Genomic DNA, 21,286 nt, shown 5'->3' with positions numbered 1-21,286 from the left:
GTCCGGGGCAGTCGACGTGGGCGTAGTGGCGGTTGGCCGTCTCGTATTCGACGTGAGCCGTCGAAATGGTGATGCCGCGGGCCTTCTCTTCGGGCGCCGCATCGATCTGGTCGTAGCGCTTGTATTCGCCAAAATACTTCGTGATCGCCGCCGTCAGCGACGTCTTGCCATGGTCAACGTGACCAATCGTGCCGATGTTCACATGAGGCTTAGTGCGCTCGAATTTACCTTTTGCCATGTGATGTCTCCAATCTGCTCGCCCGTACGGGCCTTGAATTAAGTTACCGCTGCAACCCGTTCGGTTACGCGTATTTCTTCTGGACTTCCTGGGCGACCGCGGTCGGCACAGGCTCGTAGTGATCGAACTGCATCGTGTAGGCCGCACGGCCCTGGCTCATTGAGCGCAGGTTGTCGACGTACTTGAACATGTTGGCCAGCGGCACCATCGCGTTGATCACAACAGCCACGCCACGCGCTTCCTGGCCCTGGATCTGGCCACGACGGCCGTTCAGGTCGCCGATGACGCTGCCGACATAGTCTTCCGGCGTCACGACTTCGACCTTCATGATCGGCTCGAGCAGCTGCACGCCAAGCTTGGGTGCGGCTTCACGGAAGCAGGCGCGGCCGGCGATTTCGAAGGCGAGCACCGAGGAGTCGACATCGTGGTAAGCGCCGTCGATGAGCGTCGCCTTGACGCCGATCATCGGGAAGCCGGCAAACGGGCCCGACGTCATGACGCTGTTGATGCCCTTTTCGACACCCGGGATGTATTCCTTCGGAACCGCACCACCGACGATCTTCGATTCGAACTCGAACTCCGAGCTCTCCGGATTCGGCTCGAACAGCAGCTTGACACGAGCGAACTGACCGGTGCCACCGGTCTGCTTCTTGTGCGTGTAGTCCTGCTCGTGCTTGCGGGTGATCGTCTCGCGATAGGCCACCTGCGGCGCGCCGACATTGGCCTCGACCTTGAACTCGCGACGCATGCGGTCGACGATGATGTCGAGATGAAGCTCACCCATGCCCGAGATGATGGTCTGGCCGCTTTCCTCGTCGGTCTTGACGCGGAAGGACGGATCCTCGGCGGCCAGGCGGTGAAGGGCGAGGCCCATCTTTTCCTGGTCGTTCTTGGTCTTCGGCTCGATGGCGATCTGGATGACCGGATCGGGGAATTCCATGCGCTCGAGGATGACCGGGTGCAGCGGATCGCTGAGCGTATCGCCGGTGGTCGTGTCCTTCAGGCCAGCCAGGGCGACGATGTCGCCGGCAAAAGCCTCTTCGACGTCGGCGCGCGAATTCGCATGCATCTGCAGCATGCGGCCGATGCGCTCTTTCTTGCCCTTGACGGTGTTGTCGAGCGAGACGCCCTTGGTCAGCTTGCCCGAATAGATGCGAGCAAAGGTCAGCGAGCCGACGAACGGGTCGTTCATGATCTTGAAGGCCAGCATCGACAGCGGCTCGTTGTCGTCCGCATGACGCTCAATCTCGGCGTCGGTCTTGGCGTCGACACCCTTGATGGCAGGAACATCGGCCGGCGACGGCAGATATTCGACGACGGCGTCGAGCAGCGGCTGCACGCCCTTGTTCTTGAAAGCCGAGCCACAGAACATCGGGAAGAACTTGACCGCGATGGTACCCTTGCGGATCAGCGCGCGGATCTCGTCATTCGACGGCATCTTGCCTTCGAGGTAATTTTCAAGCGCCGTCTCGTCCATTTCGACGGCGGCTTCGATCATCTTCTCGCGGAATTCCTCGGCGCGAGCCTTGAGGTCGGCCGGGATCTCGACGACGTCCCAGGCAGCGCCCAGCGTCTCGTCGCGCCAGACCAGCGCATTCATCTCGACGAGGTCGACGACACCCTTGAACTCGGTCTCGGCGCCGATCGGCAACTGCATGACGACGGCATGCGCACCGAGGCGCGAACCGATCATCTCGACCGAGCGGTAGAAGTCGGCACCGATCTTGTCCATCTTGTTGCAGAAGATCATGCGCGGAACGCGATACTTGTCGGCCTGACGCCAGACAGTCTCGGTCTGCGGCTCGACACCGGCATTGGCGTCGAGCAGCGCGATGGCGCCGTCGAGCACGCGCAGCGAACGCTCGACTTCGATGGTGAAGTCGACGTGTCCAGGGGTGTCGATGATGTTGAAGCGGTACATCTTGCCGTCACGGCCCTTCCAGAAGGTCGTGGTGGCGGCGGAGGTGATGGTGATGCCGCGTTCCTGCTCCTGCTCCATCCAGTCCATGGTGGCAGCGCCGTCGTGCACTTCGCCGATCTTGTGCGACTTGCCCGTGTAATAGAGGACGCGCTCGGTGGTCGTCGTCTTGCCGGCGTCAATATGCGCCATGATACCGAAATTGCGGTAGTCTTCGATTTTATATTCGCGGGCCATCGTGGATGCCTTCTCAGTCTCGTTCGCGCTTTACCAGCGGTAGTGCGCGAAAGCGCGGTTGGCTTCTGCCATCTTGTGGGTGTCTTCACGCTTCTTCACGGCCGTGCCGCGGTTGTTGGCCGCGTCCATCAGCTCGCCGGAGAGGCGGTCGACCATCGTGGTCTCGTTGCGGTTGCGCGCGGCTGCAATCAGCCAACGGATCGCCAGGGCCTGACGGCGCTCGGGGCGCACATCGACCGGAACCTGGTAGGTGGCGCCGCCGACGCGACGCGACCGGACTTCCACATGCGGCGCGACATTGTCGAGCGCCTGATGGAAGACGGTGACCGGCTCCTGCTTGGTCTTCGACTGAACCTGGTCGAGCGCGCCGTAGACGATGGTCTCGGCGACCGATTTCTTGCCGTCATACATGACGGCGTTCATGAACTTGGTAACGATCAGATCGCCGAACTTCGGATCCGGGTTGATCTCACGCTTTTCTGCACTGTGACGACGGGACATGGCTTTTGTCTCTCAATCTCTCATAGCCCGGCGCTGTCAAAAAAAGCGCCGAAGCCGGAAAACCTTACTTCGGACGCTTCGCGCCGTATTTCGAACGGCGCTGCTTGCGGTTCTTCACGCCCTGCGTGTCGAGCACGCCGCGGATGATGTGGTAGCGCACGCCCGGAAGATCCTTGACGCGGCCGCCGCGGATCATGACCACGGAGTGTTCCTGAAGGTTGTGACCTTCGCCGGGGATGTAGCCGATCACTTCAAAGCCGTTGGTCAGGCGGATCTTGGCCACCTTGCGCAGTGCCGAGTTCGGCTTCTTCGGCGTCGTTGTATAGACGCGCGTGCAGACGCCCCGCTTCTGCGGGTTCTGCTGCATGGCCGGGACCTTGTTGCGCTTCACCGGCGCAATGCGCGGCTTGCGGATCAGCTGGTTGACGGTAGGCATTAAACCCTCTTGTCTCTCAATTCCGTGTCTCGCCCGGTCAGGGCCGCTCAAAGCGTCAATTCCATACACAAATTCGGGCCATAAACCGCGCCTCGCGGTCCTGCCCGAACAAAATGCAGAGGAAGCGGAAACCGCCTCATGCGCGCCGGAAATGTCTTTTCGCTCGTAAAACGAACCCTGTTTGAGGCAAACTCCAAAGCGTGTCGCTTCGGAAGGGAGAGCCTCACATCGGTTCTGACTGGGCGGCTTCTACTCGCAAGACCGTGAACCGTCAACCCCGGCACGCCAAATATTGCGCGCTGACCAAGGCTTGGCAGCCATGCGAAAAACGCATGTAATTTTCTTTCTTAAGTTTGCAAGGGGAAGGAAGAAAGTGACCGGCTTGCGGCTGTCCTGCACCACCGCTTCGTGGCAAAAGGCGCCATGGACAGCCCCAAACCCCTTGCCCGCCCGAATCTCAAGAGGAATCAGCCCGTGAACGACAATGAGGAGCGCCCGGTCACCATCATCACCGGCCGCGTCTGGAAAAAGAAGGGCGGCAAGCCGGAAGGCGTCCATGTGATGCTGGTTGCCCCCGACGACGATTCGGCCGTGCGCCGTGCCCTCGAATCGCTCGCCGCCGAAGGCTATGCCGAGGCCGAGCTCGACCAGATCGGCGACATGGAGGGCGAGCCCGACGATGAGCCGCATCTGTCGGCCTTCCAGGGCGCACTGGAAGGCGAAGTATCGATCGTGACGTTCGAGGTCCCGCTGTAAACCTGAGAATCGGGTTCGGCTCGCACTTGTCACCGCGCCGGCTTGCCCGGCACCGGTTCTCTGCTAAGAACCAGGCAACTTAAGAACAGCCCAAATTCCAATCTGCGGAGTCCCCATGTCCTCCAACAATGGTCCCATCAAGCTCGGCATCGTCGGCGTGGGCAAGATCGTGCGCGACCAGCATCTGCCGGCGGTGGCCAAGGATGGGGATTACCGCCTGATCGCTGCCGCCAGCCGGCACGGCAAGGTCGATGATATCCCGAACTTCCCGACCATTGAGGCGATGCTCGACGCGGTGCCCGAACTCGAGGCCGTGTCGCTGTGCATGCCACCGCAGTATCGCTACGACGCTGCGCGCACGGCACTGATCGCGAAAAAGCATGTCTTCCTCGAAAAGCCGCCGGGCGCCACCGTCAGCGAGGTCGAGGATCTGAAGCGGCTGGCGCAAGCCAATGGGGTTACGCTGTTCGCCAGCTGGCATTCGCGCTACGCGCCGGCGGTGGAGGCCGCGCGGACATTTCTGAGCTCAGCCAAAATCAGCTCGGCGGCAATCGTCTGGAAGGAAGATGTCCGCCGCTGGCACCCAAACCAGGACTGGATCTGGGCTCCGGGCGGTTTCGGTGTTTTCGATCCCGGCATCAACGCGCTGTCGATCGTGACACACATCCTGCCGGCAATGTTCATCACCTCGGCGGTACTCGACTTTCCCGAAAACCGCGCCTCTCCGGTTGCCGCCCATGTCAATTTCCGCACCTCCGATGGGTTGCCGGTGACGATGGAACTCGACTGGCTGCAGACCGGCCCGCAGAGCTGGGACATCCTGGCAGACACCGACAAAGGCAAGATGGTGCTGTCCGGCGGCGGCACCAGGCTCGCCGTCGACGGCAAGGTGGTCCATGACGAGCCGGAGGCCGAATATCCCCAGCTCTACCGGCGCTTCGCCGAGATCGTGCGCGCCGGCGTCTCCGATGTCGACCTGGCGCCCCTCCAGCACGTCGCCGACGCCTTCATGCTCGGCAAGCGCAATGTGGTGGAAGCGTTCTTCGACTGAGCGGTGAGCTTGGCCGGACCGTAGCCCGGCCACTTCACTCGACGACAGCGATGGCAAATCCGTCATAGCCTTTGGCGCCGACGGTCTGGATGGCGGTGCCGTCCAGGCGCTTCTCGCCGCCGATGAAGGAGAATGCGGCGCGCGCGCCTTCGACATAGGCGTCATAGCCATCGTCGTTGAGCACCGTACCGTCACGGACGACGTTGTCGCAGATGATGACCGATCCCGGCCGTGACAGCCGCATCGCCCATAACAGATAGTTCGGGTTGTTCGGCTTGTCGGCGTCGATGAAGATCAGGTCGAACGGACCGGCATTTTCGCTGCCAAGCGTTGCGAGCGACTGCAGCGCCGGGCCGACGCGCAGGTCCACCTTTTCCGACACCCCTGCCCGCTCGAAATTCGAGCGCGCGACCTTTGCGTGGTGTGGATCGAGTTCAAGCGTCACGACCTTGCCGTCGGCCGGCAGCCCCCTTGCCATCCAGATGGTCGAGTAGCCGCCAAGCGTGCCGATCTCCAGCACCTTCCTGGCACTGCTGATGCGCACCAGAAGCGACAGCAGCTTGCCTTGGGCGGCCGACACGTCGATCGTCGGCAGGCCCTGTTTGCGATTGGTTGCGATCACCGCGTCAAGCACGGGATCCGCTTCGAAAAGGGAGGAGACGATGTAGTCGTCGACAGCCGTCCAGGTCTTGTTGCTCATGGTGCTTCCTCGTTCGTAAGGCCAAAACGCGAAAAGGGGCCACTTGGGCCCCTTTCCTTCTTCTCGTCCGACCGCACTTACTGCGCGGCGTTGACCATGTCGGTCAGCATCGGATCGGCGACTTCGACACCGGAGGCCTTGCGGCGCTCGTCGATGATCAGCTCGTCGCGCGAGGTGGCGATGCGCCGGATCTGGCTCATCGTGCCGCCGGTACCGGCCGGGATCAGCCGGCCGACAATGACGTTTTCCTTCAGGCCCTGCAGCATGTCGGTCTTGCCGGCAACCGCAGCTTCCGTCAGCACCCTGGTCGTCTCCTGGAAGGAGGCGGCCGAGATGAAGGACGGCGTCTGCAGCGACGCCTTGGTGATGCCGAGCAGCACGGGCTGGCCTTCGGCCGGCTTCTTGCCGTCCTCGATCAGGCGCTCGTTGACCTCTTCCAGTTCGATCACGTCCACGTGGTCGCCCGGAATGTAGGTCGAGTCGCCCTGCGTGGTGATCTCGACCTTCTGCAGCATCTGGCGAACGATCACCTCGATGTGCTTGTCGTTGATCGACACGCCCTGCAGGCGGTAGACTTCCTGGATTTCGTTCACGAGGTAGGAAGCAAGTGCCTCCACGCCCTTGATCGCCAGGATGTCGTGCGGCGCCGGATTGCCGTCGAGGATGTAGTCGCCCTTCTCGATGACGTCGCCGTCCTGGAGATGGAACGGCTTGCCCTTCGGGATCAGGTATTCGACCGGCTCAAGCGTCGAGTCATGCGGCTCGATGATGATGCGGCGCTTGTTCTTGTAGTCGCGGCCGAAGCGGATCGTGCCATCGATCTCGGCGATGATGGCGTGATCCTTCGGACGGCGTGCCTCGAACAATTCGGCAACACGCGGCAGACCGCCGGTGATGTCCTTGGTCTTGGCGCTTTCCATCGGGATACGCGCCAGCACGTCACCGGGGCGAACCTGCGAACCCGGCTCGACCGAGAGAATGGCCTCGACCGAGAGCAGGAAGCGGGCGTCGCCGCCCTTCGACAGCTTGCCGACCTTGCCCTTGCCGTCCAGGATGGCGATTGCCGGCTTGAGGTCGTTGCCGCGCGGCGTCGAGCGCCAGTCGATGACCTCACGCTTGGTGATGCCGGTCGACTCGTCGGCCGTTTCCTGAACGGAAATGCCGTCGACCAGATCCTCATACGCCACCTTGCCCTCGATTTCGGTGAGGACCGGGCGGGTATAGGGATCCCACTCGGCGATACGCTGGCCGCGCTTCACCTTGTCGCCATCGTCCACGAAGATACGCGAACCATAGGTGACGCGGTGCGTGGCGCGTTCCTTGCCGGCCTCGTCGAGGATCAGCACCGCCATGTTGCGGCCCATGACCATCTGCTGGCCATCCGAGTTGCGCACCACGTTGCGATTGCGGATCTCGACCTTGCCCTCATACGAGGCTTCAAGGAACGAACTATCCACCACCTGCGCCGTACCGCCCATGTGGAAGGTACGCATGGTGAGCTGGGTGCCCGGCTCGCCGATCGACTGCGCCGCGATGACGCCGACGGCTTCGCCCTGGTTGACCGGGGTGCCGCGGGCCAGATCGCGTCCGTAGCAGACCGCGCAGACGCCGACCCTGACCTCGCAGGTCAGTGCCGAACGGATGCGGACCGACTGCACGCCGGCCTTTTCGATCTGCTCAACGTCACGCTCGTCCATCAGCGTTCCGGCCTTGACCAGAACCTCGCCCGACACCGGATGGTTGATGTCGTCGAGCGCGGTACGGCCCAGCACGCGCTGGCCGACCGAAGCAACGACCTGACCGGCATCGACGATCGGCTGCATGGTGAGGCCCTTGTCGGTGCCGCAATCCACGGAGTTGACGATGCAGTCCTGCGCCACGTCGACCAGACGACGGGTGAGGTAACCCGAGTTCGCCGTCTTCAAGGCGGTGTCGGCCAGACCCTTGCGGGCGCCGTGGGTCGAGTTGAAGTACTCGAGCACGGTCAGGCCTTCCTTGAAGTTCGAGATGATCGGCGTCTCGATGATTTCACCCGACGGCTTGGCCATCAGGCCACGCATGCCGGCGAGCTGGCGCATCTGGGTGGGCGAACCGCGCGCACCCGAGTGCGACATCATGTAGATCGAGTTCATCGGCTTCTGACGGCCATTGTCCTCGAACTCGACCGCCTTGATGCGGGCCATCATTTCGTCGGCGACCTTTTCCGAGCACTTGGCCCAGGCGTCGACGACCTTGTTGTACTTCTCGCCCTGCGTGATCAGACCGTCATTGTACTGCTGCTCGTATTCCTTGGCCAAAGCCTCGGTGTCGGAGACCAGCTTGATCTTGGCGTCCGGGATCAGCATGTCGTCCTTGCCGAACGAAATGCCGGCGCGGCAGGCATGGCCGAAGCCAAGCGCCATGATGCGGTCGCAGAAAATGACCGTCTCCTTCTGACCGCAATGGCGGTAGACGGTGTCGATCATCTTGGAGATGTTCTTCTTGGTCATCTCCTGGTTGGCGGTCTCGTAAGGCACGTTGACGTTCTTCGGCAGCAGTTCGCCGATGATCATGCGGCCAGGCGTGGTGTCGTAGATCTTCGACACGACCTTGCCTTCGGCGTCGACCGAACGGAAACGGCCCTTGATCTTGGCGTGCAGGGTGACGGCCTTGGTCTCGAGCGCATGCTGGAGTTCGCCCATGTCGGCAAACACCATGCCTTCGCCCGGCTCGTTCTGATTGACGATCGAGAGATAGTAGAGACCCAGAACCATGTCCTGCGACGGCACGATGATCGGCGCGCCGGAAGCCGGATGCAGGATGTTGTTGGTCGACATCATCAGCACGCGGGCTTCAAGCTGAGCCTCGAGCGACAGCGGCACGTGAACGGCCATCTGATCGCCATCGAAGTCGGCGTTGAAGGCCGTGCAGACCAGCGGATGCAGCTGGATCGCCTTGCCTTCGATCAGGATCGGCTCGAACGCCTGGATGCCCAGGCGGTGCAGCGTCGGCGCGCGGTTCAACAGCACCGGATGCTCGCGGATGACCTCGTCCAGGATATCCCAGACTTCCGGACGCTCCTTCTCGACCAGCTTCTTGGCCTGCTTGACGGTCGAGGAGAAACCCTTGGCGTCGAGGCGGGCATAGATGAAGGGCTTGAACAGTTCGAGCGCCATCTTCTTGGGCAGGCCGCACTGGTGCAGCTTGAGCTCCGGACCGGTGACGATGACCGAACGGCCCGAATAGTCGACGCGCTTGCCGAGCAGGTTCTGACGGAACCGGCCCTGCTTGCCCTTCAACATGTCGGACAGCGACTTCAGCGGACGCTTGTTGGCGCCGGTGATGACGCGGCCGCGGCGGCCGTTGTCGAACAGTGCGTCGACGGCTTCCTGCAGCATGCGCTTTTCATTGCGCACGATGATGCCGGGCGCGCGCAGCTCGATCAGCCGCTTCAGGCGGTTGTTGCGGTTGATGACGCGGCGATAGAGGTCGTTCAGGTCGGACGTCGCGAAGCGGCCGCCGTCCAGCGGGACGAGCGGGCGCAGGTCCGGCGGGATCACCGGAACCACCTTCATGATCATCCATTCCGGACGGTTGCCGGATTCCATGAAGTTCTCGACCACCTTGAGCCGCTTCAGATACTTCTTCTGCTTCAGCTCGGACGTGGTCGAAGCCAGTTCCGAACGCAGGTCGCCGGCGATCTTCTCCAGGTCCATGCCGGCCAGAAGGTCATGAATGGCCTCGGCGCCGATCATCGCGGTGAAGGAATCCTCGCCATACTCGTCGACGGCGATCATGTACTCTTCCTCGCTGAGCAGCTGGTGCTCCTTCAGCGCGGTGAGGCCAGGCTCGGTGACGATGTAGTTCTCGAAGTAAAGGACGCGCTCGATATCCTTGAGCGTCATGTCGAGCAGCGTGCCGATGCGCGACGGCAGCGACTTCAGGAACCAGATGTGAGCGACCGGTGCTGCCAGCTCGATATGGCCCATGCGCTCGCGGCGAACGCGCGACAGCGTGACTTCGACGCCGCACTTCTCGCAGATGACGCCCTTGTACTTCATGCGCTTGTACTTGCCGCACAGGCATTCATAGTCCTTGATCGGGCCAAAAATGCGCGCGCAGAACAGACCGTCACGCTCCGGCTTGAAGGTGCGGTAGTTGATGGTCTCCGGCTTCTTGATCTCGCCGAACGACCAGGACAGAATCTTCTCAGGGCTGGCGAGCGATATCCGGATGGAATCGAACACCTGCGCCGGCGCCTGCGGATTGAAGAGATTCATGACCTCTTGGTTCATGCCGTTCTCCTTTTCGGGGTCCTCGAAAACCCCTTGCATCTAACGCGGGCCAAATGCCCGCTGAGTGGTCGGCCCACCGGCCGTAGAATTTGGTGCATCCGGCCGCGGGCTCCCGCGACCGGATGTCTTGCTTTTACTCGGCTGCGTCAGGCAGCCGGACAGGGTTGTCGTCAAGCTTGGTGTTCTCCAGCTCGACATTGAGGCCGAGAGACCGCATTTCCTTGACGAGCACGTTGAAGCTCTCCGGAATGCCGGCTTCGAACGTGTCGTCGCCGCGCACGATCGCCTCGTAGACCTTGGTGCGGCCGGCCACGTCGTCCGACTTCACCGTCAGCATTTCCTGCAGCGTGTAGGCGGCGCCGTAGGCTTCCAGCGCCCAGACCTCCATTTCGCCGAAGCGCTGGCCGCCGAACTGCGCCTTGCCGCCCAGCGGCTGCTGGGTAACGAGCGAGTACGGACCGATCGAACGCGCGTGGATCTTGTCGTCCACCAGGTGGTGAAGCTTGAGCATATAGATATAGCCCATCGTCACCTTGCGATCGAACGGCTCGCCGGTGCGTCCGTCATAGAGCTGCGACTGACCGCTGGTGTGCAGGCCCGCCTGCTCCAGCATGATGTTGATGTCGACCTCATGCGCGCCGTCGAACACCGGTGTCGCGATGGAGACGCCGCGGCGCATCTGTTCGCTGAGGCGAACGATGCTCTCGTCGTCATACTCGCGGACCGGCTCGTTGCGGTCGTTGGCAGGGATGAAGCTCTCGAGCGTCTTGCGCAGCGGCTTGATGTCTCCAGCCGTCTTGTACGCGTCGATCAGCTCGCCGATCTTCTTGCCCATGCCCGCACATGCCCAGCCCAGATGCGTTTCCAGGATCTGGCCGACATTCATGCGGCTCGGCACACCCAGCGGGTTGAGCACGATATCGGCATGCGTGCCGTCTTCGAGGAAAGGCATGTCCTCGACCGGAACGATGCGCGACACGACACCCTTGTTGCCGTGACGGCCGGCCATCTTGTCGCCCGGCTGCATCTTGCGCTTCACGGCCACGAAGACCTTGACCATCTTCATGACGCCCGGAGGCATTTCGTCGCCGCGCTGCACCTTCTCGACCTTGTCCATGAAGCGCTGCTCGAGCGCCTTCTTGGAGTCGTCGTACTGGCCACGCAGCGCTTCCAGTTCGCTCTGGAGCTTTTCGTTCTCCACCGCAAACTGCCACCACTGCGAGCGCGGATACTCGTCCAGCGTGTCCTTCGACAGCTTCGAGCCCTTCTTGAAGCCCTTCGGTCCGGCAATCGCTTCCTTGCCGACGAGGACGTCGGAAAGGCGCGAATAGACGTTGCGGTCGAGGATCGCCTGCTCGTCGTCGCGGTCCTTGGCGAGGCGTTCGATCTCCTCGCGTTCGATCGCCATGGCGCGCTCGTCCTTCTCGACGCCGTGACGGTTGAACACGCGCACCTCGACAACGGTGCCGAAGGTGCCCGGAGGCATGCGCATCGAGGTGTCGCGAACGTCGGACGCCTTTTCACCGAAGATGGCGCGCAGGAGCTTTTCTTCCGGCGTCATCGGGCTTTCGCCCTTCGGCGTGATCTTGCCGACCAGGATGTCGCCCGGCTGCACTTCCGCGCCGATATAGACGATGCCGGCTTCGTCGAGGTTCTTCAGCGCTTCTTCCGAAACGTTCGGAATGTCGCGCGTGATTTCCTCCGGTCCGAGCTTGGTGTCGCGGGCCATAACTTCGAACTCCTCGATGTGGATCGAGGTGAAGACGTCGTCGGCCACGATGCGCTCGGAGAGCAGGATCGAGTCCTCGTAGTTGTAGCCGTTCCACGGCATGAACGCGACCAGCACGTTGCGGCCGAGCGCCAGATCGCCAAGCTCGGTCGACGGACCGTCAGCGATGATGTCGCCCTTGTTGACGCGGTCGCCCATGCGCACCAGCGGACGCTGGTTGATGCAGGTGTTCTGGTTCGAACGCTGGAACTTCATCAGCCGGTAGATGTCGACGCCCGACTTGCCGGGATCAAGATCTTCCGTTGCGCGGATAACGATACGCGTCGCGTCCACCTGGTCGACGATGCCGCCGCGGCGGGCGCCGATGGCAGCGCCCGAGTCGCGGGCAACGATCGGCTCCATGCCGGTGCCGACAAACGGCGCTTCGGCGCGCACCAGCGGCACGGCCTGACGCTGCATGTTGGAGCCCATCAGCGCGCGGTTGGCGTCGTCGTTCTCGAGGAACGGGATCAGGGCCGCGGCCACAGACACCATCTGCTTCGGCGACACGTCCATCAGATCGACGTTTTCGCGCGGCGCCATCATCACTTCGCCGGCGCTGCGGCAAATGACGAATTCGTCGACGAAACCACCATTCTTGTCGAGCTCGGCATTGGCCTGCGCAACGTGGTGCTTGGACTCTTCCATAGCGGAGAGATAGACGACCTCATTGGTCAGCTTGCCGTTGACGATCTTGCGGTACGGGCTCTCGATGAAGCCGTACTTGTTGACGCGCGCAAACGTCGCCAGCGAGTTGATCAGACCGATATTCGGGCCTTCCGGCGTCTCGATCGGGCAGATGCGGCCGTAATGCGTCGGGTGCACGTCGCGCACTTCGAAGCCGGCGCGCTCACGGGTCAGACCGCCCGGTCCAAGCGCCGACAGGCGGCGCTTGTGGGTGATCTCCGACAGCGGGTTGGTCTGGTCCATGAACTGCGACAGCTGCGAGGAACCGAAGAACTCGCGCACGGCGGCAGCCGCCGGCTTGGCGTTGATCAGGTCCTGCGGCATCACCGTGTCGATCTCGATCGAGGACATACGTTCCTTGATCGCGCGCTCCATGCGCAGCAGGCCGACGCGGTACTGGTTCTCCATCAGCTCGCCGACAGAACGCACGCGGCGGTTGCCGAGATTGTCGATGTCGTCGATCTCGCCCTTGCCGTCGCGCAGTTCGACCAGCGTCTTGACCACGGCCAGGATGTCGTCCTTGCGCAGCACGCGCACGGTGTCCTCGGCCTTGAGTTCAAGGCGCATGTTCATCTTGACGCGGCCAACGGCCGACAGATCGTAGCGCTCGCTGTCGAAGAACAGCGAGTTGAACATGGCTTCGGCGGTTTCCAGCGTCGGCGGCTCGCCCGGGCGCATGACACGATAAATGTCGAACAGCGCGTCCTGGCGGCTCTCGTTCTTGTCGACGTTGAGCGTGTTGCGGATGTAGGCGCCGACATTGACGTGGTCGATGTCGAGAACCTTGATCTCCTGCTCGCCGGTGCCGAGCAGCACCTTCAGCGTCTTCTCGTCGATCTCGTCACCGGCTTCGAGGAAGATCTCGCCGGTGCCGTAATTGACGATGTCTTCGGCCAGGTAATTGCCGAGCAGATCCTCGTCGGTCGCCTTGATCGCCTTCAGACCCTTTTCGCCAAGCGCCCTTGCCTGGCGGGCGGTGATCTTCTTGCCCTGCTCAACGACGATCTCGCCGGTGTCGGCATCGACCAGGTCGCCGACAGCCTTGAGGCCGCGGAAACGCTCGACGTTGAACGGAATGCGCCAGTGATCGCCGGCGCGCTTGTAAGTGATCTTGTTGTAGAAGGTCGACAGGATCTCTTCGCCGTCCATGCCAAGCGCCATCAACAGCGACGTCACCGGAATCTTGCGGCGGCGGTCGATGCGAGCGTGCACGACGTCCTTGGAATCGAACTCGATGTCGAGCCACGAACCGCGATAGGGGATGACGCGCGCGGCAAACAAAAGCTTGCCCGACGAGTGCGACTTGCCCTTGTCATGGTCGAAGAAGACGCCCGGCGAACGGTGCATCTGCGAGACGATGACACGCTCGGTGCCATTGACGATGAAGGTGCCGTTCAAGGTCATGAGCGGCATGTCGCCCATGTAGACGTCCTGCTCCTTGATGTCCTTGATCGACTTGGCGCCGGTATCCTCGTCGATATCGAACACGATGAGGCGCAGCGTCACCTTCAGCGGCGCGGCATAGGTCAGGTCGCGCTGACGGCATTCGTCAACGTCGAATTTCGGTCCTTCGAACTCGTACTTCACGAACTCCAGCATCGAGGAGCCGGAGAAATCGGAGATCGGGAAGACCGACTTGAAAACAGCCTGCAGCCCTTCGTCCGGACGGCCGCCCTTGGGCTCGTCCACCATCAGGAACTGGTCATAGGATGCCTTTTGAACCTCGATTAGGTTCGGCATCTCCGCAACTTCCGGGATCTTTCCGAAGAACTTGCGTACGCGTCTGCGGCCATTGAAAGTCTGGGTCTGGGCCATCGTCGCTCCTTAGCTCTAAACTCGGGACGAGCCTCGCCGCGGCTCGCCTTGCATACTGAGCCGCCTGGGCAGCGGCCCTCTGTCTGTTTCTCCGGCAGGCTGCCGGCTAAAACGGGAGAAAACCCGTTTCCTGAAGGCCGGTTTCGGCCCTCAGGAAAGAGGTTCCCGTACATCTCGCGCTACGCGTTCTCCCTTGACACGAAGGGAGTGGCGGACGGCGCGAGGCCGCCCGCCGCTTTTACGCTTACTTCAGGTCGACCTTGGCGCCGGCTGCTTCCAGCTGGGCCTTGAACTTCTCGGCGTCAGCCTTGGAAACGCCTTCCTTGACCGGCTTCGGAGCTGCTTCGACCAGATCCTTGGCTTCCTTGAGGCCCAGGCCGGTGATGGCGCGGACTTCCTTGATGACGTTGATCTTCTGAGCGCCTGCCTCGGTGAGGACGACGTCGAATTCCGTCTTTTCCTCGGCCGGAGCAGCAGCAGCGGCACCACCGCCAGCAGCGGCAACCGCCACCGGAGCAGCAGCCGAAACGCCCCACTTTTCTTCAAGAAGCTTCGACAGCTCGGCCGCCTCGAGGACGGTCAGCTTCGAAAGGTCGTCTACGATCTTTGCCAGATCAGCCATTGTTGTATTCCTTCATCAGGTTCGAACGTGTGTTTGTGATAGCGAGGAACGGCCTCATGCCGCCTCGTCCTTCCGGGCGTAAGCGCCGATGACGCGCGCGACCGAAGCCGCTGGCGCATTGACGATCTGGGCGATCCGGGTTGCCGGCGTGGCGATCATGCCAACCAGCTTGGCGCGCAGCTCATCGAGCGACGGAAGTGTGGCGAGTGCCTTCACACCGTCGGCGTTGAGCGAGGTGGTGCCCATTGCGCCGCCGAGAATGACCAACTTGTCATTTCCCTTGGCGAAATCGGACGCGACCTTCGGCGCCGCAATCGGATCCTCCGAATAAGCGATCAGCGTCTGTCCCTTGAACAGGTCGATGATCGATGCGGAGTCCGTGCCCTGAAGAGCGATTTTGGCGAGACGGTTCTTCGCGACTTTGACGGTGCCACCGGCAGCGCGCATTTTCGACCGAAGGTCGTTCATTTGCGCGACGGTGATACCGGCGTAGTGGGCCACGACGACTGAACCAGCGCCTGCAAAAGCACCATTCAGGCCCGTGACGAGTTCGCGTTTTTCCGCTCTGTCCACTGCCTATCTCCAGTTGACCCCTGCCCCATCAATGGGAACATTCCCATTTAGAGGACAGGCGTCGGGTTGCCTTTTTGCCGGCCGGGCCATCCAGTAACGGATCTCCCGAACGACGCTCGAGGATCCTGCCCCCTTTCGCCACATCGACGGCAAGCCGGCGATGCGCAGACAAAAGGCAAACACGGTTCGAACCTTTCATTGGAGCAGTCGCTCCGTTGTCAGGTTTTCACCCGTCTCATGCAGGCCCAATTCAATTAAGGCTTCTGGGCCGCCTGCAATCTCGGACAGGATGTCCGGAAACCTCTCGGCTTCCGGTACCGGGCCGCCGACAAGTCGGAGGCCCGGAATTCACTTGCGGATCAGCGCTTTAGCGGCCGATCCAGATGTTTCGTATCAGGACGCTGCGAGCGTCGAGACGTCGAGCTTGAGGCCCGGGCCCATCGTCGAGGTGACCGACACCTTCTTGACGTAGTTGCCCTTGGCGCCAGCCGGCTTCGCCTTGGTCACGGCATCGGCGAAGGCGCGGATGTTTTCTTCCAGCGCCTTTACGTCGAACGAGACCTTGCCGACGCCGGCCTGGACGATACCGGCCTTCTCGACACGGAACTCGACAGCGCCGCCCTTCGATGCCTTGACGGCAGCTGCGACGTCGGTGGTGACGGTGCCGACCTTCGGGTTCGGCATCATGCCGCGCGGGCCGAGCACCTTGCCCAGACGGCCGACCAGCGGCATCATGTCCGGCGTGGCGATGCAGCGATCGAAGTCGATCGTGCCCTTCTGGACGATCTCGACCAGATCCTCGGCACCGACGATGTCGGCGCCAGCGGCCTTGGCTTCCTCAGCCTTGTCGCCACGTGCGAACACGGCGACACGGACCGAGCGGCCGGTGCCGTTCGGCAGGTTGACCACGCCGCGGACCATCTGGTCGGCGTGACGCGGGTCGACGCCGAGGTTCATCGCGACTTCGATGGTCTCGTCGAACTTCACTGTCGAACGGTCCTTGAGCAGCTTCAGCGCTTCACCCAGGGCATAAGCCTTGTTGGGGTCGATGCCTTCGCGGGTCTTCGATACACGCTTTGCAAGTTTTGCCATGATCTCAGCCCACCACTTCCAGACCCATCGAACGGGCGGAGCCCTCGACCATGCGCATGGCCGCTTCGACGTCGTTTGCGTTCAGATCCTTCATCTTCTGCTCGGCGATGGCGCGCACCTTGTCGCGGCCGATCGTGCCGACCTTGACCTTGCCCGGCTCCTTGGAGCCCGACTTCAGGTTCGCAGCCTTCTTCAGGAAGTAGCTCACCGGCGGCGTCTTCATGACGAAGGTGAACGACTTGTCCTGGTAGTAGGTGATGACGACCGGAATCGGCGATCCCTTTTCCATTTCCTGGGTCTGCGCGTTGAACGCCTTGCAGAATTCCATGATGTTGATGCCGCGCTGACCAAGCGCCGGGCCGATCGGGGGCGACGGCGTAGCCGAGCCCGCGGCAACCTGGAGCTTGAGCTGGCCTGCAATTTTCTTAGCCATCTCTTTCCTGCCTTTGTCTGATGCCGGCCCCACTATCGGGGAATGCCGGCGGTTGCAGTCTGGTGGTACGGTTCGCGCGGCCGGCTAAAGCCACATTCGCCTCCCACCCGTTCATGGCCGCGCGTTTTCGCGCCGCCTCCCCTTGCCGGCGAACCGGCGCGGGGTTTTTCGGATCAGCCCTTTTCGACCTGTCCGAATTCCAGATCGACGGGCACGGCGCGCCCGAAGATCGAAACTTCCACCTTGAGCCGCGCCCGCTCCTCGTCCACTTCCTGGACGAAACCGTTGAACGACGCGAACGGACCATCCGAAACGCGGATCGCCTCGCCGATCTCGAAGGTGACCGAGGGCTTGGGCCGCTCGACGCCTTCCTGGACCTGGTTCAGAATCCGCTGCGCCTCGGCTTCCGTGATCGGCACCGGCTTGGAGTCACCGAGGAAGCCGGTAACCTTCGGCGTATTCTTGACCAGCGAAAACACCGCGTCGGTCAGGTTGGCCTTCAGCAGCACATAGCCCGGAAAGAACTTGCGCTCGGCATCGACCTTGCGGCCGCGGCGGATCTCGACGACCTTCTCGGTCGGCACCACGATCTGCTCGATATCGGCGGACAGGCCCTTCTGCTTGGCCTTGTTCTCAATGTCCTCGGCGACCTTTTTTTCAAAGTTCGAATAGGCGTGGACGATGTACCACCGCGCGGTCATTTCAAGACTTCTCCGTAATCGCCGGACTTAATGGCCGAGGCTCAATAACCGCTCGATCGCGTAGCCCATGGCCACGTCGGCGGTGAAGAAAAAGATCATCGCGATGACCGCAAACACGAGCACCATCACCGTCGAGATCATCGTCTCCCGGCGCGAGGGCCAAGTCACCTTGGCGGTCTCCGCGCGGACCTGCTGGAGAAAGACGAAAGGATTTGTGGTTTTCGAAGCCATATGCCGCTCTGTCTTCAAGACCCGTTGGCCGGGTCTCCTGGATGATCCCGCTGGCCGGGACGTGCCGCCTGGGTTTCAAGTCAGCGCCGAATCAGCGCAACCATTTCGCCCATGCAAATCGGACGCGTAAAGCCGGCTTCCCAGCTCCACGCGTCGCGTGTCTGTTGTGTCTACATAAAACCGATTCTTGATCCACGCAAGTGGCAAGTGTCCGCTTTATGACCAAACGCCGCCTCGGAACCATCCAGTCGTCCCGTCCCGGCTATGGGGGTCTTATGCCTCATTTTCCCTAATATGGCAAGCCACCTGCCATTTTTCAATGCGGGGCACGGGACCGAGTTCGTTCGTTAAATCGCCATTTGAGAAAATGGCACGGGCAGCAGGGCTCGAACCTACGACCTGCGGTTTTGGAGACCGCCGCTCTACCAACTGAGCTATGCCCGTACGCGCGTTTCGGCGCAGGCGCTTCCTAAAAGCTTCCGGGCGCGCTGTAAAGAGTGGTCTGACGCGCTTTCATATCCTTCGCCGGAAATCCGGCCAGGTAGCCGCCAGGTCTTCCCTGTCAATCGCGATTTTTTCGTCTGAGGCCGCTTGCCGGCGCTCACCCCCCGGCCGGCGGCTTGTACGGCCCGCCCGGCACACCCCAGCCCCAGGCCGGCATCGGTTCGGTCTCCGGGTCGCAGGTCTCGCCGAGGGTGGAGTTCATCTTGGCCAGCCGCGATCCCCACTCGACATAGCCCATGAAGGCGGAGCGGAATTCGGGATCGTCCGGCAGCCCGACCGCATCGGCGGCATCGGCAAGCAGGCTGATCCAACGCCGGCGCTGTTCTTCTGTGAGATGCTTGCCCAGATGATGCATGACCATCTCGCGATGGCCGCCATGCTTTTCGCTATAGGTTTTGGGGCCGCCGAAGACCTCTCCGATGAAAGCCGCGACATGAGCCGGATGATCAGGCGACATGTGCTTGAACACCGGGCCGACGACCCGGTCGCGCGCCACGCTGTCATAGAAAGTCTGGGTCAGCCTGTTCAGCGCCTCGATGCCGCCGGCCCATTCGTAGAGTGTCGGGATATCCTGGCTCATTTTCGATCCTCCGCCAGCCCGGCGCCTGGCGACGATAGCGGTAAAATCGAGCCTCACTCAACCTGCCTCGATGGCGAGTTCGTGAAGCCGCCACCCTCTACAATTTGGCGGGCGCTTCGGCCTGCGCGTTGGACGACGCCACCACGCGGCAATTCTCAGGTTTCGGCGCCGACTTGCAGATGCTGGACCCCGTCAGCGCATCCACCGACTGGCGCCCGGTCGTCAGGCCGACCTTCAGCATCATATCGGGTTTGAGCCGGCGCTCGACCGAACTGTCCTGAAGCGCAGTGAACAGAGCCGGACTTATGGCCATCTCGTCGAGATAGGCTCTGACCGTCTGTTTCTGCCCCATCAGATAAAGGCTGAGCCGCGCCTGGGAGCCGACAAGCCGTCTGGCGCCACCCGCCAGCATGAGCGCGCAAGCCGAATCGCAGTCGCCGTCCCCGTCGACGCTCAGTCCGGCATAGGCGCCGTCCTCGGCCAGGCAATTCCACTCTGCCGGGTCGCAGCCGACGAAATCAGTGCGGGCAACGGCAACGTCGAGCTTGTTTTCATGGATGATCCGTCCCGCCGCCAGGGCGCCGAAGAGGTCACCGCCGCGCGAGCTGATCACCACCGGCAGCCGTCGGTTGCCAAGTGTGGCGAGCAATTGGCTGAGCTTCCGCGGCGTCTGAGGCGTAATCGCGCCTTGCGCCGCAATCCACTCCGGACAGTCGGGATTGCAGAGCGGATTGCTGCCGCGAACCACGACAAAGCGCATGCCGTCATCGGGCTGTGCGTTCTGGGGCTTCACCGGCGGCGCTGCCTTTGCCACGGCCGGTTGGCCGCCGGCTGGTTTGTTCGCCGGTATTTCCCGGCAATTCGAGGCCAATGGCTCCAGCGTGCACAGGCTAGCATTGGTGAGCAAGCTTACAGAGTCTTCGCTGGTGACCAGCTTCATTGTCAGCATGTCGCTAAGGTCGATCTGCTGGATGTCGCTGGCCGGCGTGCTCTTCATCGTTTCGACCACACTGAGGTCGACACCCATCTCCTTGAAATAGGTGGCCAGCTTGCGCTCGACCTTCTTGCTCATTTCGTAGGTCTTGTAGCTGCCGGCATTCTTGCGGCTGACGACCTTCTTGCTGATGACCCGCTTCTTGCCTTTCACGACGCGATAGCGGACTTCATATTGCACGTTCATTTGCACGACCGTGGTCGTGATCTGGTGGACGCCGAGATAGGCCAGCGGCCCGACCAGGCGCCTGGTGCCGCCGGCCAGCATCATCGGGCAAGCGGACGCGCAATAGCTGCCGAGCACATAGGGGTTGCCGATATAGTGCGAGCCCTTGGCGTCGTTCTCCTTGCAGTTCTTCACCCCCGGCTCGCAGCCGACAAACCAGGTCCGGCCGACCGCGATGTCGAGCTTGTTCTTGCGGATCATACGGCCCATGGCGATGGCCGCATCGACATCGCCGCCGGGTGAGTTGACGACGATCGGCAATTTGCGGCGGCCGAGCGTTTTCAGGGCGGCCTTGAGCAGCGCCGGCGACTTTGCCGATATCGCACCCTCGGCCGATATCCATTCCGGGCAGGCCGGCTCGCAGCCCGGCGCATTGCTGCGCACGACGACGAACCGCATCGGCGAATCCGGGTCCGGCTCGGAATTTTCTGTCTGGCCCGCGAAGGCGGCATTGCCCATGGCAAGCAGCGACACCAGGCAGATCAGCCCCAGTGCCCGGCACGCCCAACCCTGAAAACGGTGCCGTGGAACCATCCGACCAAGCTCCTCAATAGCAACCTATACTAGTATAGGCCCGGAGACTTGCAACAGAGATTGGGACACCAAAACAGGCACATCTGGGCATCAGTCAACGAAAAGGGCGGCCTTGAGGCCGCCCTTTCCTTGTCGATCCGGCGGATGCCGGGCTCGATTATTCTTTGATGGTGACGACGATGCCGGCACCGACGGTGCGGCCGCCTTCACGGATGGCGAAGCGCAGCTTCTCTTCCATGGCGATCGGCACGATCAGCTCGACATCGACCGTGATGTTGTCGCCGGGCATCACCATTTCCGTGCCTTCCGGCAGCGACACGATGCCGGTCACGTCGGTCGTGCGGAAGTAGAACTGCGGACGGTAGTTGGTGAAGAACGGCGTGTGACGGCCACCTTCGTCCTTGGTTCGTCCTTGG

Annotated in this window: 18 protein-coding genes and 1 tRNA gene; 2 read left to right on the top strand and 17 right to left on the bottom strand. The window is 62.1% G+C overall.

Annotated elements, in window-relative coordinates; genetic code table 11:
• The 4 genes from AC1D1N_RS32015 to rpsL all read right to left on the bottom strand — a co-directional run.
• A partial coding sequence (locus AC1D1N_RS32015; protein WP_263497376.1) for a GTP-binding protein occupies positions 1–238 on the bottom strand: 238 nt, incomplete at its 3' end.
• Between the two features lie 64 nt (positions 239–302).
• Positions 303–2,393 (bottom strand): elongation factor G, encoded by a 2,091-nt coding sequence (gene fusA / locus AC1D1N_RS32010; protein WP_112566712.1) that lies wholly within the window; start codon positions 2,391–2,393, stop codon positions 303–305.
• 30 nt (positions 2,394–2,423) lie between these two features.
• Positions 2,424–2,894 (bottom strand): 30S ribosomal protein S7, encoded by a 471-nt coding sequence (rpsG, locus tag AC1D1N_RS32005; RefSeq protein ID WP_008875664.1) that lies wholly within the window; start codon positions 2,892–2,894, stop codon positions 2,424–2,426.
• Positions 2,895–2,958: 64 nt separating this feature from the next.
• On the bottom strand, positions 2,959–3,330 hold the full coding sequence (gene rpsL, locus AC1D1N_RS32000) for a 30S ribosomal protein S12 (protein WP_006333356.1): 372 nt from the start codon (positions 3,328–3,330) through the stop codon (positions 2,959–2,961).
• 474 nt (positions 3,331–3,804) lie between these two features.
• Between rpsL and AC1D1N_RS31995 the strand changes: the two genes are divergently transcribed.
• Together AC1D1N_RS31995 and AC1D1N_RS31990 are read left to right on the top strand one after the other, a co-directional pair.
• On the top strand, positions 3,805–4,086 hold the full coding sequence (locus tag AC1D1N_RS31995; protein WP_112566715.1) for a transcriptional regulator: 282 nt from the start codon (positions 3,805–3,807) through the stop codon (positions 4,084–4,086).
• A 115-nt stretch (positions 4,087–4,201) separates the two neighbouring features.
• Positions 4,202–5,137 carry a Gfo/Idh/MocA family protein gene (locus tag AC1D1N_RS31990; RefSeq protein ID WP_112566717.1) on the top strand — a complete coding sequence of 312 codons (936 nt, stop codon included), beginning with the start codon at positions 4,202–4,204 and terminating at the stop codon, positions 5,135–5,137.
• A gap of 34 nt (positions 5,138–5,171) precedes the next feature.
• Here AC1D1N_RS31990 and AC1D1N_RS31985 read toward each other — a convergent pair whose 3' ends face one another.
• From AC1D1N_RS31985 to AC1D1N_RS31925, 13 genes are all read right to left on the bottom strand, one after another.
• Positions 5,172–5,837 (bottom strand): O-methyltransferase, encoded by a 666-nt coding sequence (locus AC1D1N_RS31985; protein ID WP_477353301.1) that lies wholly within the window; start codon positions 5,835–5,837, stop codon positions 5,172–5,174.
• 77 nt (positions 5,838–5,914) lie between these two features.
• Positions 5,915–10,111, bottom strand: a complete 4,197-nt coding sequence (gene rpoC, locus AC1D1N_RS31980; protein WP_112566740.1) for a DNA-directed RNA polymerase subunit beta' — start codon at positions 10,109–10,111, stop codon at positions 5,915–5,917.
• A gap of 133 nt (positions 10,112–10,244) precedes the next feature.
• On the bottom strand, positions 10,245–14,381 hold the full coding sequence (rpoB, locus tag AC1D1N_RS31975; RefSeq protein WP_112566723.1) for a DNA-directed RNA polymerase subunit beta: 4,137 nt from the start codon (positions 14,379–14,381) through the stop codon (positions 10,245–10,247).
• Positions 14,382–14,625: 244 nt separating this feature from the next.
• Entirely contained in the window at positions 14,626–15,003 is a 378-nt protein-coding gene (gene rplL / locus AC1D1N_RS31970; RefSeq protein WP_091586446.1) for a 50S ribosomal protein L7/L12, read from the bottom strand.
• A 54-nt stretch (positions 15,004–15,057) separates the two neighbouring features.
• Positions 15,058–15,576 carry a 50S ribosomal protein L10 gene (gene rplJ, locus AC1D1N_RS31965; RefSeq protein WP_112566726.1) on the bottom strand — a complete coding sequence of 173 codons (519 nt, stop codon included), beginning with the start codon at positions 15,574–15,576 and terminating at the stop codon, positions 15,058–15,060.
• Positions 15,577–15,969: 393 nt separating this feature from the next.
• The gene (gene rplA / locus AC1D1N_RS31960) at positions 15,970–16,668 is read right to left on the bottom strand and encodes a 50S ribosomal protein L1 (protein WP_112566728.1); all 699 of its coding nucleotides are present in this window, start codon (positions 16,666–16,668) and stop codon (positions 15,970–15,972) included.
• Positions 16,669–16,672: 4 nt separating this feature from the next.
• Entirely contained in the window at positions 16,673–17,101 is a 429-nt protein-coding gene (gene rplK / locus AC1D1N_RS31955; RefSeq protein ID WP_112566731.1) for a 50S ribosomal protein L11, read from the bottom strand.
• Positions 17,102–17,274: 173 nt separating this feature from the next.
• Positions 17,275–17,802 (bottom strand): transcription termination/antitermination protein NusG, encoded by a 528-nt coding sequence (gene nusG / locus AC1D1N_RS31950; RefSeq protein WP_006333333.1) that lies wholly within the window; start codon positions 17,800–17,802, stop codon positions 17,275–17,277.
• A gap of 27 nt (positions 17,803–17,829) precedes the next feature.
• On the bottom strand, positions 17,830–18,033 hold the full coding sequence (gene secE / locus AC1D1N_RS31945) for a preprotein translocase subunit SecE (protein WP_023667439.1): 204 nt from the start codon (positions 18,031–18,033) through the stop codon (positions 17,830–17,832).
• Between the two features lie 368 nt (positions 18,034–18,401).
• Positions 18,402–18,477 (bottom strand) — tRNA-Trp (locus AC1D1N_RS31940).
• A gap of 157 nt (positions 18,478–18,634) precedes the next feature.
• On the bottom strand, positions 18,635–19,117 hold the full coding sequence (locus AC1D1N_RS31935; protein WP_112566734.1) for a group II truncated hemoglobin: 483 nt from the start codon (positions 19,115–19,117) through the stop codon (positions 18,635–18,637).
• A gap of 97 nt (positions 19,118–19,214) precedes the next feature.
• Positions 19,215–20,870, bottom strand: coding sequence for a COG3904 family protein (locus tag AC1D1N_RS31930; protein ID WP_477353299.1), 1,656 nt, complete (start codon positions 20,868–20,870; stop codon positions 19,215–19,217).
• Positions 20,871–21,027: 157 nt separating this feature from the next.
• Positions 21,028–21,286, bottom strand: a 259-nt coding sequence (locus AC1D1N_RS31925; RefSeq protein WP_477353298.1) for an EF-Tu C-terminal domain-related protein, incomplete at its 5' end; no start/stop codon positions are given.

Source organism: Mesorhizobium sp. P2_B5, assembly GCF_056404775.1.
The sequence above is the reverse complement of the archived record's forward strand: the minus strand, read 5'-3'. Positions and strand labels throughout refer to the sequence as shown.

Excerpts from the sequence above, each read along its gene's own strand:
- AC1D1N_RS31930 (WP_477353299.1), bottom strand. The coding sequence starts at position 20,870 with ATGGTTCCACGGCACCGTTTTCAGGGTTGGGCGTGCCGGGCACTGGGG.
- rpsG (WP_008875664.1), bottom strand. The coding sequence starts at position 2,894 with ATGTCCCGTCGTCACAGTGCAGAAAAGCGTGAGATCAACCCGGATCCG.
- rpoB (WP_112566723.1), bottom strand. The coding sequence starts at position 14,381 with ATGGCCCAGACCCAGACTTTCAATGGCCGCAGACGCGTACGCAAGTTC.
- rpsL (WP_006333356.1), bottom strand. The coding sequence starts at position 3,330 with ATGCCTACCGTCAACCAGCTGATCCGCAAGCCGCGCATTGCGCCGGTG.
- nusG (WP_006333333.1), bottom strand. The coding sequence starts at position 17,802 with ATGACCGCGCGGTGGTACATCGTCCACGCCTATTCGAACTTTGAAAAA.
- rplL (WP_091586446.1), bottom strand. The coding sequence starts at position 15,003 with ATGGCTGATCTGGCAAAGATCGTAGACGACCTTTCGAAGCTGACCGTC.
- AC1D1N_RS31990 (WP_112566717.1), top strand. The coding sequence starts at position 4,202 with ATGTCCTCCAACAATGGTCCCATCAAGCTCGGCATCGTCGGCGTGGGC.
- rpoC (WP_112566740.1), bottom strand. The coding sequence starts at position 10,111 with ATGAACCAAGAGGTCATGAATCTCTTCAATCCGCAGGCGCCGGCGCAG.
- AC1D1N_RS31985 (WP_477353301.1), bottom strand. The coding sequence starts at position 5,837 with ATGAGCAACAAGACCTGGACGGCTGTCGACGACTACATCGTCTCCTCC.
- rplA (WP_112566728.1), bottom strand. The coding sequence starts at position 16,668 with ATGGCAAAACTTGCAAAGCGTGTATCGAAGACCCGCGAAGGCATCGAC.
- secE (WP_023667439.1), bottom strand. The coding sequence starts at position 18,033 with ATGGCTTCGAAAACCACAAATCCTTTCGTCTTTCTCCAGCAGGTCCGC.
- AC1D1N_RS31935 (WP_112566734.1), bottom strand. The coding sequence starts at position 19,117 with ATGAGCCAGGATATCCCGACACTCTACGAATGGGCCGGCGGCATCGAG.
- fusA (WP_112566712.1), bottom strand. The coding sequence starts at position 2,393 with ATGGCCCGCGAATATAAAATCGAAGACTACCGCAATTTCGGTATCATG.
- rplK (WP_112566731.1), bottom strand. The coding sequence starts at position 17,101 with ATGGCTAAGAAAATTGCAGGCCAGCTCAAGCTCCAGGTTGCCGCGGGC.